The 15,260-nt window shown below is 65.6% G+C and carries 10 protein-coding genes; 4 read left to right on the forward strand and 6 right to left on the reverse strand.

Features of this window, described 5'->3' with window-relative positions; genetic code table 11:
• The first annotated feature begins 1 nt into the window (after nt 1).
• Complete coding sequence (gene mmsB, locus C3E87_RS06340; RefSeq protein ID WP_083665452.1) at nt 2–1,192, forward strand: multiple monosaccharide ABC transporter permease; 1,191 nt, start codon at nt 2–4, stop codon at nt 1,190–1,192.
• Between the two features lie 303 nt (nt 1,193–1,495).
• On the opposite strand, the gene rpoC is transcribed toward mmsB, so the two are convergent.
• The 4 genes from rpoC to rplJ form a co-directional block, all read right to left on the reverse strand.
• Nucleotides 1,496–5,434 (reverse strand): DNA-directed RNA polymerase subunit beta', encoded by a 3,939-nt coding sequence (gene rpoC / locus C3E87_RS06345; protein WP_076060727.1) that lies wholly within the window; start codon nt 5,432–5,434, stop codon nt 1,496–1,498.
• A 136-nt stretch (nt 5,435–5,570) separates the two neighbouring features.
• On the reverse strand, nt 5,571–9,044 hold the full coding sequence (rpoB, locus tag C3E87_RS06350) for a DNA-directed RNA polymerase subunit beta (protein ID WP_143570923.1): 3,474 nt from the start codon (nt 9,042–9,044) through the stop codon (nt 5,571–5,573).
• A 273-nt stretch (nt 9,045–9,317) separates the two neighbouring features.
• Nucleotides 9,318–9,716 (reverse strand): 50S ribosomal protein L7/L12, encoded by a 399-nt coding sequence (gene rplL, locus C3E87_RS06355; protein WP_076060731.1) that lies wholly within the window; start codon nt 9,714–9,716, stop codon nt 9,318–9,320.
• A 45-nt stretch (nt 9,717–9,761) separates the two neighbouring features.
• Nucleotides 9,762–10,379 carry a 50S ribosomal protein L10 gene (gene rplJ / locus C3E87_RS06360; protein WP_076060734.1) on the reverse strand — a complete coding sequence of 206 codons (618 nt, stop codon included), beginning with the start codon at nt 10,377–10,379 and terminating at the stop codon, nt 9,762–9,764.
• A 337-nt stretch (nt 10,380–10,716) separates the two neighbouring features.
• Between rplJ and C3E87_RS06365 the strand changes: the two genes are divergently transcribed.
• Genes C3E87_RS06365 through C3E87_RS06375 form a run of 3 tightly spaced genes read left to right on the forward strand, consistent with a single transcriptional unit; the run spans nt 10,717 to nt 13,333 of the window.
• Nucleotides 10,717–11,619, forward strand: coding sequence for an ABC transporter substrate-binding protein (locus tag C3E87_RS06365; protein WP_076060737.1), 903 nt, complete (start codon nt 10,717–10,719; stop codon nt 11,617–11,619).
• A gap of 5 nt (nt 11,620–11,624) precedes the next feature.
• Nucleotides 11,625–12,566 (forward strand): amino acid ABC transporter permease, encoded by a 942-nt coding sequence (locus C3E87_RS06370; protein WP_233120742.1) that lies wholly within the window; start codon nt 11,625–11,627, stop codon nt 12,564–12,566.
• Nucleotides 12,567–12,580: 14 nt separating this feature from the next.
• Nucleotides 12,581–13,333: an amino acid ABC transporter ATP-binding protein gene (locus C3E87_RS06375; RefSeq protein WP_182764231.1), complete on the forward strand. Its 753-nt coding sequence runs from the start codon at nt 12,581–12,583 to the stop codon at nt 13,331–13,333.
• 115 nt (nt 13,334–13,448) lie between these two features.
• Here C3E87_RS06375 and C3E87_RS06380 read toward each other — a convergent pair whose 3' ends face one another.
• Entirely contained in the window at nt 13,449–13,595 is a 147-nt protein-coding gene (locus tag C3E87_RS06380) for a hypothetical protein (RefSeq protein WP_182763810.1), read from the reverse strand.
• A 140-nt stretch (nt 13,596–13,735) separates the two neighbouring features.
• Nucleotides 13,736–15,205, reverse strand: coding sequence for an arylsulfatase (locus C3E87_RS06385; RefSeq protein WP_076060744.1), 1,470 nt, complete (start codon nt 15,203–15,205; stop codon nt 13,736–13,738).
• Between the last annotated feature and the right edge of the window lie 55 nt (nt 15,206–15,260).

A 15,260-nucleotide genomic window follows, 5' to 3' on the forward strand; every position in this document is an offset into this window, starting at 1 on the left:
CATGGCAAGCGTCAAGAACATGTTGGGGGCGGTGAACCTCCGCCAGAGCGGCATCTTCCTGGCCCTGGTGGCCATCGTCATCCTCTTCCAGGTCTGGACGAAGGGCCTGCTGCTCAGCCCGCCCAACGTGACCAACCTGGTGCTGCAGTACTCCTACATCCTGGTGTTGGCGATCGGCATGTTGTTCGTCATCGTCGTGGGCCACATCGACCTGTCCGTTGGATCCGTGATCGCCCTCGTGGGTGCCATCGCGGCGACCCTCGTGATCAAGATGGGACAGGCCTGGTGGGTCGCGGTCGTCGCCGGGCTCGCTGTCGGCCTGCTGATCGGCCTCTGGCACGGGTTCTGGGTGGCCTACGTCGGCATCCCCGGCTTCATTGTGACCCTGGCGTCCATGCTGCTGTTCCGTGGCGCGACGTTCATGGTGCTGGGTTCCATCTCGCTGTCCCCCATGAGCAACGAGTACAAGCAGATCGCCACGGGGTTCCTCCAAGGGCTCTTCGGTACTGTGCCCATCTTCGGCAAGAACGTGGACATCTTCACGCTGCTGATCGGCATCCTGGCGGTGGCCGCCTTCATCTTCAGCGCGCTGCGTACCCGCGCGGCCCGCATCCAGTACGAGCAGCCCGTGGAGAAAGCAGGCCTGATGGTCGCGAAGTTCGCCGCGATCGCCGTAGCAGTGCTCTTCTTCGCCTTCCAGCTCTCGGTGAGCCGGGGCTTCCCGATCGTGTTGTTCATCCTGGCCGCCCTGATCCTGATCTACGCCTACCTGTCGCAGAACACGGTCTACGGTCGTCACACCTACGCCATCGGCGGCAACATCCACGCGGCCCGCCTCTCCGGCGTCAACGTGAAGCGCACGATCATGCTCGTGTACGTCCACATGGGCCTGTTGTCGGCCATTGCGGGCATCATCTACTCGTCCCGCGCGAACGGTGCGCAGCCCGCCGCCGGCAATGGCATCGAACTCGATGCGATCGCCGCCTGCTTCATCGGTGGCGCAGCCGTCACCGGAGGCGTTGGCCGGGTCGTCGGCGCCATCATCGGCGGCACGATCATGGCAGTGATGACCAATGGCATGCAGCTGCTCGGCGTGGAGGCGCCCACCCAGCAGGTCGTCAAGGGCCTCGTGCTGCTCCTCGCGGTCGCGTTCGACCTCGTGAACAAGCGGCGCGCCGTGTCCAAGGGGTAACTGCCCGACAAGGCAGCAGGGCCGGAAACCGGTTCGCGGATCCTCGTGGTCCTCGCAACACCTGCTGTAGGTGATCTGAAGGACATCATGCACACGCCCGGCTGGCTCGTCCCAGCCGGGCGTTGTGCGTGGTCAGCGGTCGAACCGATCCGGCGAGCAGCCTCACGCCGCGGCACGCAGCGCTGCGCAACCGAAGGACTCGGCCCCGCAACTCCACACAAGGAAACGGTCCTCGCAACGCCCAGAACTGGGTGTTGCGAGGACCGTGAGAAACCGCCGTCAGTGCCCCCTTCGGGACCAGGTTCAGCGAATCTCGCCGAAGTCCATCTCGTCGAGCGGCACGGCCGGGCCGACCACGTCAGAGCCGAACGCGTAATCGTACGGGTCGTAGCTCATCGTGTAGGCCGTGGCGCGGGCCTCTTCGGTGGGCTCCACCCGGATGTTGCGGTAACGCTCGAGACCGGTACCGGCAGGGATCAGCTTGCCGAGGATGACGTTCTCCTTCAGGCCCATGAGCTTGTCGCTCTTGCCCTGGATGGCGGCATCCGTGAGGACCTTGGTCGTCTCCTGGAAGGACGCGGCGGACAGCCACGACTCCGTCGCGAGCGACGCCTTGGTGATACCCATGAGCACCGGACGACCCTCAGCGGGCTTGCCGCCCTCAGAGAGCGCCCGACGGTTCGAGGCCTCGTAGCTGGGACGGTCCACGAGCTCGCCCGGCATCATGTCGGTCTCGCCCGAATCGATGACGGTCACGCGACGCAGCATCTGCCGGATGATGATCTCGATGTGCTTGTCGTGGATGGGGGCACCCTGCGTGCGGTACACACGCTGGACCTCCTCCACGAGGTGCTCCTGCACCTTGCGGAGACCACGCACACGCAGCACGTCCTGCGGGTCCACCTGGCCGGCGGTCAACTGCTGACCGATCGACACGCGGACGCCGTCCTGGATGTGGATGCGCTGGCCCGTGTTGTCCTCGAACTCGAGGCGGGTGCGGCGGCCGACCGGGTACTCCAGGTCTTCGCCACCGTCGTCGCGCACGATGACGATCTTGCGCGAACGGTCGCCGTCCTCGATCCGCACGACGCCGTCGGCCTCTGCGATCGGGGCCTTGCCCTTGGGCTGGCGGGCCTCGAAGAGCTCCGTGACACGGGGCAGACCCTGCGTGATGTCGTCACCGGCCACACCACCGGTGTGGAAGGTACGCATCGTCAGCTGGGTACCGGGCTCGCCGATGGACTGCGCGGCGACGATACCGACGGCCTCGCCGACGTCCACCAGCTTGCCGGAGGCAAGCGAACGGCCGTAGCACATGGCACAGGTACCGGCAGCCGACTCACAGGTGAGCACGGAGCGGACCTTGACCGTGGTGACCCCGGCCTCAACCAGCTTGAGGATCTCGGCGTCACCCAGGTCCGTGCCGGCCTGGACCAGCACGTTGCCCTCGGAATCGACAGCGTCGACGGCCAGCGAGCGGGCGTAGACGGCGGTCTCCACGTCGACCGTGGTCTCCACAGAGGCGCCCTTGGCGAACGGCTCAGCGGGGATCTCGATCGGGCGGCCCGTCTCGTCCACACCTGCGGTGGTCCACTTGGCGATGACCTTGGTGAGGCCACGCTCGGTGCCGCAGTCTTCCTCGCGGATGATCACGTCCTGGGAGACGTCGACCAGACGACGGGTCAGGTAGCCGGAGTCTGCGGTACGCAGAGCGGTGTCGGCCTGGCCCTTTCGGCCACCGTGCGTCGAGATGAAGTACTCGAGCACCGACAGGCCTTCGCGGAAGTTGGACTTGATCGGGCGGGCGATGATCTCGCCCTTCGGGTTGGCCACGAGGCCTCGCATGGCGGCGATCTGACGCATCTGCGTCATGTTTCCTCGAGCGCCCGAGTCCACCATCATGAAGATGGGGTTCTCGGTCGTGAAGTTCGCCTTCATGGCCTCCGTGAGTTCCGTGGTGGCGTCACCCCAGATGCCGATGAGCTCGGACCGGCGCTCGTCCTCGGTCAGCTGACCGCGGTCGTACAGCGTGTCGATCTTGGTGGCCCGGCGCTCGTAGACGTCGAGGATCTCTGCCTTCTGCGGCGGGGTCTGGACGTCCGAGATGGACACCGTCACGCCGGAGCGCGACGCCCACCTGAAGCCCACGTCCTTCAGGTTGTCGAGCGCAGCTGCGACCTTGACCTTCGGGTACGTCTCCGCCAGCTCATTGATGATGGGGCCGAGTACGCGCTTGCCCACGACGGTGTTGACGTAGTGGAAGTCCTCCGGGAGCGCCTCGTTGAAGAGGGCGCGACCGAGCGTGGTCTCCACCAGCACCGAACCATCGGGGCGGGGCTCGACGCCGTCGACTACGACGTCACGCAGCACGATGCGGCACTTGGCGCCGATCGACAGGTCGCCGCGGTCGAAGGCCATGATGGCCTCCGCCAGCGACGAGAAGAGCCGGCCCTGTCCCTTGCCCTCACGCTCGGAGGTCAGGAAGTAGTGACCGATGATCATGTCCTGGGTGGGCATGGTCACGGGGCGGCCGTCTGCGGGCTTCAGGATGTTGTTGGTGGAGAGCATCAGCACGCGTGCCTCAGCCTGGGCCTCAGCCGACAGCGGGAGGTGCACGGCCATCTGGTCACCGTCGAAGTCGGCGTTGAACGCCGTGCAGACGAGCGGGTGGATCTGGATGGCCTTGCCCTCGATGAGCTGGGGCTCGAACGCCTGGATGCCGAGGCGGTGCAGGGTGGGTGCACGGTTCAGCAGCACGGGGTGTTCGGTGATGACCTCTTCGAGGACGTCCCACACGACGGGGCGCTGACGCTCCACCATGCGCTTGGCGGCCTTGATGTTCTGGGCGTGGTTCAGGTCGTCGAGACGCTTCATCACGAACGGCTTGAACAGCTCCAGCGCCATGGCCTTCGGCAGGCCGCACTGGTGCAGCTTGAGCTGCGGGCCGACCACGATGACCGAACGGCCCGAGTAGTCGACGCGCTTGCCGAGGAGGTTCTGGCGGAAGCGACCCTGCTTGCCCTTGAGCATGTCGGAGATCGACTTCAGCGGTCGGTTGCCCGGCCCGGTGACGGGACGGCCGCGACGGCCATTGTCGAACAGCGAGTCCACGGCTTCCTGCAGCATCCGCTTCTCGTTATTGACGATGATCTCGGGGGCACCGAGGTCGATCAGCCTCTTAAGACGGTTGTTGCGGTTGATGACGCGGCGGTACAGGTCGTTGAGGTCCGAGGTGGCGAAGCGGCCACCGTCGAGCTGCACCATGGGGCGCAGGTCCGGGGGGATGACCGGCACGACGTCCAGCACCATCGACGACGGCGCGTTCTGGCCGTTGAGGAAGGCGCTGACCACCTTGAGGCGCTTCAGGGCACGCGTCTTGCGCTGGCCCTTGCCCGTGGCGATGGTCTCGCGCAGCGAGATGGACTCGGCCTTCAGGTCGAAGTCCTGCAGGCGCCGCTGGATCGCCTCGGCGCCCATGGAGCCCTCGAAGTACTTGCCGAAGCGCTTCTTCATCTCGCGGTAGAGAATCTCGTCGCCCTCGAGGTCCTGGACCTTCAGGCCCTTGAACCGCTGCCACACCTCGTCGATGCGGTCCAGCTGACGCTGCGCACGGGTGCGGATGAGGTTGGCTTCCTTCTCGCCAGCCTCGCGCACCTTGCGCTTGACGTCGGCCTTGGCGCCCTCTTCCTCAAGAGCGGCCAGGTCCTCTTCCAGCTTGCGCATGCGGGTTTCGATGTCCGCGTCACGCTTGCCGGCTACCTGCTTGGACTCAGCCTCGACCTTCGCCTGCAGCGAGGAGAGGTCGCGGTGGCGGCCCTCCTCGTCGACGGAGGTGATCATGTGCGCGGCGAAGTAGATGACCTTCTCGAGGTCCTTCGGCGCGATGTCCAGCAGATAACCGAGACGGCTGGGGACACCCTTGAAGTACCAGATGTGGGTCACGGGCGCGGCCAGCTCGATGTGCCCCATGCGCTCGCGACGCACGTTGCTCCGGCTCACCTGGACGCCACAGCGCTCGCAGACGATGCCCTTGAAGCGGACGCGCTTGTACTTGCCGCAGTAGCACTCCCAGTCACGGGTGGGGCCGAAGATCTTCTCGCAGAAGAGGCCGTCACGCTCGGGCTTGAGGGTTCGGTAGTTGATGGTCTCGGGCTTCTTGACCTCGCCCTCGGACCACTTCTGGATCTGCTCGGTGCTCGCGAGACCGATCCGGAGTTCATCGTAGAAGTTCACGTCCAGCACGTTTGGCTTCTCTTTCCCCTACTTCGGCAGTAGGCGCCTGTGAGACATCGGCGATCTCGCCTGTCTCGGATTTCAAGTGTGTGCGAGCGAAGCAAGCTCCGCTGGTGGGCTCACGTGGGGCGCAGCCCCCCGCGGATCAGACTTCGCCGACGTCCATGAAGTTGTCGCTACCGGGACGGCGACCGAGATCGATACCGAAGTCTTCGGCCGAACGCATGTCGTCCTCCGAATCAGTCAGGTCGATGACGGTTCCGTCGTCAGAGAGCACCTCTACGTTCAGGCAGAGGGACTTCATTTCCTTGACGAGCACCTTGAAGGACTCAGGGATGCCCGGCTCGGGGATGTTCTCCCCCTTGACGATCGCCTCGTAGACCTTGACGCGGCCAGGCACGTCATCGGACTTGATGGTGAGCAGTTCCTGCAGCGCCCAGGCGGCACCGTAGGCCTCGAGGGCCCACACTTCCATCTCACCGAAGCGCTGGCCACCGAACTGGGCCTTACCGCCGAGCGGTTGCTGGGTGATCATCGAGTACGGACCGGTCGAACGCGCGTGGATCTTGTCGTCGACCAGGTGGTGGAGCTTCAGCATGTACATGTAGCCCACGCCGATCTTCTCCGGGTACGGCTCGCCGGAGCGGCCGTCGAAGAGACGGGCCTTGCCAGTGGAGTCCACCAGGCGGTCACCGTCACGGGTGGTCAGCGAGTTGGCGAGGAGACCAGCGATCTCCTCCTCGTTGGCACCGTCGAACACGGGGCTGGCGACCTTGGCGTCGCCGTCGACGTGGCCGAGGCCGACGTCACGGAGGCGCTCGGCCCACTCTTCCTGGACCCCGGTGATGTCCCACCCGGTCTTGGCGATCCAGCCGAGGTGGTTCTCGAGGACCTGGCCCACGTTCATTCGCGAGGGCACACCCAGCGGGTTCAGCACGATGTCGACGGGGGTGCCGTCCTCGAGGAACGGCATGTCCTCCACCGGAAGGATCTTCGAGATGACGCCCTTGTTACCGTGGCGGCCGGCGAGCTTGTCGCCGTCGGAGATCTTGCGCTTCTGGGCAACGTGCACGCGAACCAGCTGGTTCACGCCGGGGGGCAGTTCGTCGTCGTCCTCGCGGTTGAACACGCGCACGCCGATGACGGTGCCGGATTCGCCGTGGGGAACCTTGAGCGAGGTGTCGCGCACCTCACGGGCCTTCTCACCGAAGATGGCGCGCAGCAGGCGCTCCTCCGGGGTGAGCTCGGTCTCGCCCTTGGGCGTGACCTTGCCGACCAGGATGTCGCCGGCGGAGACCTCGGCGCCGATGCGCACGATGCCACGCTCGTCGAGATCAGCCAGCATCTCGTCGGAGACGTTGGGGATCTCGCGGGTGATCTCCTCAGCGCCCAGCTTGGTGTCGCGGGCGTCGACCTCATGCTCCTCGATGTGGATCGAGGTGAGGACGTCGTCCTGCACGATGCGCTGCGACAGGATGATGGCGTCCTCGTAGTTGAGGCCCTCCCACGGCATGAAGGCCACGAGGAGGTTCTTGCCGAGTGCCAGTTCGCCCTGGTCCGTGCAGGGGCCGTCTGCCAGCGGGGTGCCGATCTCGACCCGGTCGCCGGGGCCGACCAGCGGACGCTGGTTGATGCAGGTACCTGCGTTCGAGCGGACGAACTTGTCCAGCTTGAAGCTGGAGTACGTGCCGTCGTCGTTGGCGATCTCCAGGAGGTCTGCCGAGACGGAACTCACCACGCCGGGCTTGCGGGCCAGGGTGACGTCACCGACGTCGACCGCGGCGCGGTATTCCATGCCGGTGCCGACGACGGGTGACTCGTTGCGGAGCAGGGGCACCGCCTGGCGCTGCATGTTGGCGCCCATGAGGGCACGCGAGGCGTCGTCGTGCTCGAGGAACGGGATCAGCGCCGTGGCGATGGAGACCATCTGGCGCGGGGACACGTCCATGTATTCGACCTCGCCGACGGGGACCTCGTCGGCGTCGCCGTGCTTCAGGCGGACGAGCACGCGCTCCTCCGTCAGGCGGCCGTCCTCGTTCACTGCGGCGTTGGCCTGCGCGATCGAGTAGCGGTCCTCCTCATCAGCGGTCAGGTAGTCGATCTGATCGGTCACGTGACCGTCGACGACCTTGCGGTACGGGGTCTCGATGAAGCCGAACGCGTTGACGCGGGCGAACGAGGCCAGCGAGCCGATGAGGCCGATGTTCGGGCCTTCAGGGGTCTCGATGGGGCACATGCGGCCGTAGTGCGACGGGTGGACGTCTCGGACTTCCATGCCGGCGCGGTCACGGGACAGACCACCGGGGCCCAGCGCAGACAGACGACGCTTGTGCGTCAGGCCGGCGAGCGGGTTGTTCTGGTCCATGAACTGCGACAGCTGCGAGGTTCCGAAGAACTCCTTCAGCGCCGCGGTCACCGGGCGGATGTTGATCAGTGTCTGAGGCGTGATGGCCTCGATGTCCTGCGTGGTCATCCGGTCGCGCACGACGCGCTCCATGCGGCCGAGGCCGGTCCGGAGCTGGTTCTGGATCAGCTCACCCACGGTGCGGAGACGACGGTTACCGAAGTGGTCGATGTCGTCGGCCTCGACGGGGAGGTCACCCAGGAATTCCTTGTGCTCGTGCAGGGCGACGATGTAGCCGATGGCCGCAGAGATGTCGTCCTCGGTGAGCACCTGCTGATCGAACGGGAGCTCGAGGCCGAGCTTCTTGTTGATCTTGTAGCGGCCGACCTTGGCGAGGTCGTAACGCTTGTCGTTGAAGTAGTAGTTCTCCAGCAACTGCTGCGCAGCGTCACGTGCCGGGGGTTCGCCCGGACGGAGCTTGCGGTAGATGTCGAGGAGGGCCTCGTCCTGCGTCTTGACGGTGTCCTTCTCAAGCGTCAGCCGCATGGACTCCGCGTCGCCGAACTCAGAGAGGATGCGGTCTTCGGTCCAGCCGAGCGCCTTGAGCAGGACGGTGACGTTCTGCTTGCGCTTGCGGTCCAGACGCACGAAGACCATGTCACGCTTGTCGATCTCGAACTCGAGCCACGCGCCACGCGACGGGATGACCTTGCAGGAGAAGATGTCCTTGTCCGAGGTCTTGTCGGGGGTCTGCTCGAAGTAGACACCGGGCGAGCGCACCAGCTGGGAGACGACGACACGCTCGGTGCCGTTGATGATGAAGGTGCCACGGTCCGTCATCAGCGGGAAATCGCCGATGAAGACGGTCTGGGACTTGATTTCACCGGTTTCATTGTTGGTGAACTCAGCGGTGACGAAGAGCGGTGCCGCGTAGGTGGTGTCGCGGTCCTTGCACTCCTCGATCGTCCACTTGGGCTCTTCGAAGCGGTGGTCGCGGAACGACAACTGCATCGAGTCCTGGAAATCAGAGATGGGTGAGATCTCGGCGAAGATCTCTTCCAGGCCGGAGCGGGTGTTGACGTCGGTGCGGCCGGCAGCGAGCTGCTCTTCGACCTTCGCCCGCCAGGTCTCATTCCCGATCAGCCAGTTGTATGCGTCGATCTGCAGGTCCAGGAGGTTGGGAACCTCCAGAGGCTCGTGAATCTTCGCGAACGAGATACGACCGGTGGACGAGACGACATTGGTGTTCTTCAACGCAGAGCGCGAGGCGGCCAAGATTGGGTCCTTCCAAGAACGCTTGAAGCAAATATCCGTGCATGGCGAACTGCCCGTGTCAAATCACGGGCGCAACGCATAGCGGGGCAAAGAACCACTATATATCAAATCGCCGCAGACGGCAACAACCGCGGGCCCCCGGATTTCGGCCTGCGGTGGAGAGGGTCGACGTTGACCTCGCGGGACCGATGATACCGCTCCGGGTGGCGCTGGCAAGTGAAACGGCCCGCCCCCTTACGGGGACGGGCCGGCAGAAGAGTTGGTGACTCTAGATCACTTGAACTCGACGGTGCCGCCGGCGGCCTCGAGGGCCTCCTTGGCCTTGGCAGCGGTGTCCTTGTCGACGCCCTCGAGCACCGGCTTCGGGGCGCCCTCGACGAGGTCCTTGGCCTCCTTCAGGCCGAGGGAGGTCAGAGCGCGCACCTCCTTGATGACGGCGATCTTCTTGTCGCCACCGGAGGTCAGGATGACGTCGACCTTGTCGGAGGCAGCTTCCTCGTCGCCGTCGCCAGCAGCGTCACCGGCAGCGGCAGCCGGAGCGGCCGCAACGGCCACCGGAGCAGCGGCGGTCACGCCGAAGGTGTCTTCGAACAGCGTCACGAACTCGGAGAGCTCGATGAGGGTCATCTCCTTGAAGGCGTCAAGGAGCTCTTCGTTGTTGAGCTTAGCCATGAGGCTTTCCTTTCAGATTGGTCCGCAGCGTGCGGAACAGTGTTGTTATTCCGCAGCTTCCGCTGCTTCAGGTGCCGCTTCCGCGGCGGGGGTCTCGTCCGTGGCTTCGGTGGCCGGCGCGGAGCCAGCACCACCGATCAAGGAGGGGTCAGCCTGTGCGGCGTCGCGCAGCGCGCCGAGCACGCGAGCGCCCTGCGACAGCGGGGCAGCCAGCATGTAGGCGGCCTTGGCCAGGTTGGCCTGGAGCGCGCCTGCCATCTTGGCCAGCAGTACCTCGCGGGATTCGAGGTCTGCCAGCTTCAGAACAGCCTGGGCGTCGAGGAACTTGCCTTCCAGGACACCACCCTTGATTGCCAGAGACGGATTTGCCTTCGCGAAGTCGCGCAGCCCCTTGGTGGCGGCTGCGATGTCACCCGTGACGAAAGCGATAGCAGTGGGGCCGGTGAGGGTCTCGTCGAGCCCTTCGATTCCGGCTTCCTTGGCAGCGATCGCCGTCAGGGTGTTCTTCGCAACGGCGTAGGTGGCGTTCTCACCGAGCGAACGGCGCAGCTGCTTGAGCTGCGCCACGGTGAGACCGCGGTACTCGGTCAGCACTGCCGCCCCGGACTTGCTGAAAGCCTCAGCCAGTTCCGAAACCTTGGCAGCCTTATCCGGCCTCGCCATATGAGTCTCCTTCCGGTCTAACACCTCTGCCCGCCGTGAAGGGCGGCCTGAGGGCCGAAGTGACGCAAGACACAAAAAACGCCCCGGCGCTCAGGCGGCGCGGGGCGGACAGGTATGACCTATTCTTCTCACGTTCACCTGCGCGGGTGCCATGTGGCTTTATGGCTGTTGAGCCACCTGCGGTCTTCGGCTCCCGAAACGATACCGGAAGCCGGCCCAGCGGCCAAATCGGCGGTACCCGCCATCCCTGGGGCTGTGCCAATGCGGTCCCGGAGGCGCCGTCCCTTAAGATTTGGCAGTCGAATCATCCTGTATCCGCATTGAGAGAAGAACTGCCATGCGCCGAATCCTCGCCGCCAGCCTGCTGGCCGCACTCACGCTGACCGCCTGTGGCGGCCAGGACACCTCCGGGCCGGCCGACGCCGGCGACTCCACGGACCGCAGCCACGACGTGTCCGGAGTACAAAAGGTGGACGAGATCGCCGCCCTGCTGCCCGCCGCCGTCGCGGACAAGGGCACCCTGGTCGTCGGTGCCGCCGTCGACTACGCCCCGGCTGAGTTCCGCGCCGATGACCTGCAGACCGCGATCGGCTACGACGTCGACCTCAGCAAGGCGCTCGGCAAGGTGCTGGGCCTCGAGGCGGAGGTCGTCGACGGCGAGTTCGCCTCGCTGCTGGCCGGCATGGGCTCGAAGTACGACATCGGCATCTCGTCGTTCACCATCACCCCTGAGCGCACCGCCAGCTACAACATGATCAGCTACATCACAGTCGGCTCCAGCTTCGCCGTCAAGAAGGGCAACCCCGACGGCCTCAACCCCGACGACGTGTGCGGCAAGGCGATCGGCGTCCAGACCGGCACGTGGCAGGAGGAGGAGCTCGGCATGTTCAACGAGGAGTGCTCCGCCGCCGGCAAGGAAGCCATCGAGGTCCTCTCCTACCCCCGCCAGAGCGACGTGACCACCAACGTGGTGGGCGGCAAGGCTGACGCCTTCTACGCCGACTCCACGGTGGCGAGCTACTCGGTGGCCATCACCGGTGACCAGCTCGAGGTCGTCGGTGACGTCCGCGACGCGGCCCCGCAGGGCATCGTCGTGCCGCAGGACGACGCCGCCCTCACCGAAGCGGTGCAGAAGGCCATGCAGCACCTCATGGACGACGGCACCTGGCAGGCCATCCTCGACTCCTGGGGTGTCGACGAGGCCGCGCTGGACACGGCTGAGCTGAACCCGGAGGGCTGATCCCCGTGCCCACCCGACCGGAGTTGATCCGCGCCCGCCCCGTGCCCAGACCCAGCGTCTGGATCTGGGCGGCCATCGTCCTGGTGCTGTTCGGCCTGCTGGTCTACAGCCTGTTCACGAACCCCAACTACCGCTGGGACGTGGTCGGCCAGTACCTGTTCGACGCGCGGGTCATCTCCGGTGTGGGCTGGACCCTCATCCTGACGGTCCTCGCCATGGCGCTGGGCATCCTGCTGGCGGTCACCACCGCCATCATGCGGATGGGCACCAATCCCATCCTCCGCGCGGTGGCCTACGTCTACATCTGGTTCTTCCGCGGGACCCCCATCTACACCCAGCTGGTGTTCTGGGGCCTCATCGCGGTGCTGTACCCCCGAATGGGGGTGCCGTTCGGCCCCGAGTGGCTGCAGTTCGACACGCAGGACGTCATCAACGCCACCGTCGCAGCCGTGCTCGGCCTGGGCCTCAATGAGGGCGCCTACCTCTCGGAGATCGTGCGCGGGGGGCTCAGCTCCGTGGACAAGGGCCAGTGGGAGGCGTCGACCGCGCTGGGCATGAAGCGATCGACGACGCTGCGTCGCATCGTCATCCCGCAGGCCATGCGGGTGATCGTGCCGCCCACGGGCAACGAGACCATCTCCATGCTGAAGACCACCTCGCTCGTGCTGGCAGTGCCGTTCTCGCTGGAGCTGACGTTCGTCACCAACGCCATCGGCAACAAGAGCTTCCTGCCCGTGCCGCTGCTGATCGTCGCCGCCATCTGGTACCTGAGCATCACCTCGGTGCTGATGGTGGGGCAGGCGCGCCTGGAGCGCTACTACGGCCGGGGCTTCGACAACTCGGAGACCTCCGGCGGCGGCAGAGCCAAGGGCGTCTCGAAGAAGCAGCAGGCCATCCTCGCCTCCGGTACCGTCCATGAAGACCCCAATCTGGAGGTGACCCCGTGACCGCCGCAACCCCCATGGTCGACATCCAGGGCGTGCACAAGTTCTTCGGTGAACTGCACGTCCTCAAGGGCATCGATCTCCAGGTGCAGAGGGGCGAGGTGTGCGTCGTGCTGGGCCCCTCAGGCTCCGGCAAATCCACCCTCATCCGCTGCATCAACGAACTGGAGCAGATCAGCGCCGGCCGCCTCTACGTCGACGGCGACCTCATGGGTCTCCGCGAGGTCGACGGGGTGCTGCACAGGCTCAGCGACAAGCAGATCGCCAAGCAGCGCGAGCGCGTCGGCATGGTGTTCCAGCGTTTCAACCTCTTCCCCCACATGACCGCGCGCGAGAACGTGATGGAGGCCCCCAGACAGGTCCGCGGCCTCGGGAAGGCCGAAGCCGCCACGCTGGCCGACGAGCAGCTGGCCCGCGTCGGACTCTCGGACCGAGCCGACCACTACCCCGCCCAGCTCTCCGGTGGGCAGCAGCAGCGCGTGGCCATAGCACGCGCCCTCGCGATGCAGCCGGACCTGATGCTGTTCGACGAGCCCACCTCCGCGCTCGACCCGGAGCTGGTGGGCGAAGTGCTGAGCGTGATGAAAGAACTTGCCGCCAGCGGCATGACGATGGTCGTGGTGACCCACGAGGTCGGCTTCGCCCGTGAGGTCGCGGATCAGGTGGTGTTCATGGACGACGGCGTGATCGTCGAACGCGGCACCCCCCGCGATGTCATCGACAACCCACAACAGCAGCGCACCGCGGAGTTCTTCGCCAAGGTCCTCTGAGGCCCCTCCCCCTGGCCACCCGGACGCTCACGGCGAGACATCTTCACTCGTGGCATGAAACAAGGCCCCGGCCGATCCGTAGATCGCCGGGGCCTCGGAGAAGGACCAGGGGTGGTTACCAGACCCTGGTGCCCTTACCACCGCGCATGGGGACGAAGTTGAGGATCAGGCCAACCACGATCAGGATGATTCCGATCCAGGTGAGGATCGAAATGTTCGCGATCAGGCCAATGATGAGGAGGATGATTCCGAGTACTACCATGATGGCCAACCCCTTCGGTTGATGGTCTTTCCAAGCGGGGAACCGCTCTTCTCAACTAGCTTTCCGGTGTTGGAGAGCGGGGCAACACATCCAAATGGGTGAGTTGCCCCGGTGTAATTTGCGGTATCCGACGTGGGCTCTCAGAGCCTCACACGTTCCTCCACCCACGATGCCTCGCTGCGGACCTCTCGCCCGACGACCAGTTCACCGTCGACGACAAACCCCTCCTCGCGCTCGGAGAGATAGCGGATCAGACGCTGCCGCCAGTGCCCCAACTCGTCCGCTCGTGCTGCGTCATGGGCGAGGTCCTGCAGCTCGGTGGGATCGGCGTCGAGGTCGAAGAACTGTTGGATGCCTGATCCGGACCACCACACGAACTTACGGTGGCCATCCGTCACCCAGTGCATCGACTCCCACCCCTGCATGCTGTAGGTGTGCTCGCCGTGGATCTCCTCGCGCCAGGACACCTCTTCACCCCGGATCAGGGGCAGGACACTGGCGCCGTCGAGCGAGTCGGGGATCTCGGCGCCGGCGATGTCGAGGATCGTCGGCATGACGTCGCGCAGTTCCACCACCTCGTCGACGCTCGGCACCACCTTCTCGCCACCGGGGAGGCGCAGGATGAACGGGATGCGCGCGCTGCCCTCATACCCGACCGACTTCCGGTAGAAGTGGTGATCACCCAGCATGTCGCCGTGATCGGACACGAACATGATCGCGGTGTTGCGAAGGAGGTCGAAGTCGCTCAGCGCCTCGAACATCCGGTTCAGTTGGTGGTCAATCTGGGTGATGAGCCCGAAATAGCCGGCGAGGGCCCGACGGCGCACCTCCGGTCGCTGTTTCCCGAAGGAGGCGTCTGCCAGATGGTCACGCCGGTAGTCGGCGAACCGGTCGACCCAGTCCCCTACCGGCGCTTCCCCCAGGTCAGCGTCCAGGTACTGATCCAACGCCCAGGCAGGCGGGTCGTAGGGTGCATGGGGGCGGTGGAAGGACAGATACAGGAAGAAGGGCATCGTCGGATCTCGGCGGTGGAGCCAATCAACGGCTTCAGACATGATCCACGACGTGGGGTGGTAGGCCTCGTCCTTGTCCCACGGCCTCGCCATCATCGAGTTGCACCCCACCCCGTGATCGGTTTCCGCGGCCGCGGCCATGCCCGGCTGCCTCCGCAACCAGGTGCTGTAGTCGTCGATGAGTTGCAGGTTGCGCCCGGCCCTCTGGCGGGCGAAGTGCAGGAAGCCATCATGCAGCCTGACATCGTCGAAGCCGATGCGGTCGCGTTCAGGGTAGACGTGCATCTTGCCGATGGCCTGCGTCTGGTATCCCGCCCGGCCGAGTTCGCGGGGCAGCGTGGTCTCATACAGGTCGCTGAAGGGCACCCCCTCGCGGTATCCGTACCGGCCGTGCGACTCCTGGTTCAGGCCGGTCATGAGCCCCACCCGGGCCGGCACACAGGTCGGCACCGCCGAGTAGGCGTGCGGGAACGTCGTCCCCTCGGCGGCCAGGGTGTCCAGGTAGGGCGTCTGGACGACGGGGTGACCGGCCCCGGACATGGCGTCGCCGCGCATCTGGTCGACGCAGACGAGGATGATGTTGGTCCGCTCGGTCATCCCCCCACCTCCCCGCAACGAGGCTGTGCCGGCGGACCGGTGACGAGAAGAGGTG

This window comes from Tessaracoccus sp. ZS01, from assembly GCF_022342445.1.
GTDB lineage: Bacteria > Actinomycetota > Actinomycetes > Propionibacteriales > Propionibacteriaceae > Arachnia.

Coding starts and splice junctions, on each gene's coding strand:
- mmsB (WP_083665452.1), top strand. CDS start 2: ATGGCAAGCGTCAAGAACATGTTGGGGGCGGTGAACCTCCGCCAGAGC.
- rplL (WP_076060731.1), bottom strand. CDS start 9,716: ATGGCTAAGCTCAACAACGAAGAGCTCCTTGACGCCTTCAAGGAGATG.
- rplJ (WP_076060734.1), bottom strand. CDS start 10,379: ATGGCGAGGCCGGATAAGGCTGCCAAGGTTTCGGAACTGGCTGAGGCT.
- C3E87_RS06365 (WP_076060737.1), top strand. CDS start 10,717: ATGCGCCGAATCCTCGCCGCCAGCCTGCTGGCCGCACTCACGCTGACC.
- C3E87_RS06375 (WP_182764231.1), top strand. CDS start 12,581: ATGGTCGACATCCAGGGCGTGCACAAGTTCTTCGGTGAACTGCACGTC.
- C3E87_RS06380 (WP_182763810.1), bottom strand. CDS start 13,595: ATGGTAGTACTCGGAATCATCCTCCTCATCATTGGCCTGATCGCGAAC.
- C3E87_RS06385 (WP_076060744.1), bottom strand. CDS start 15,205: ATGACCGAGCGGACCAACATCATCCTCGTCTGCGTCGACCAGATGCGC.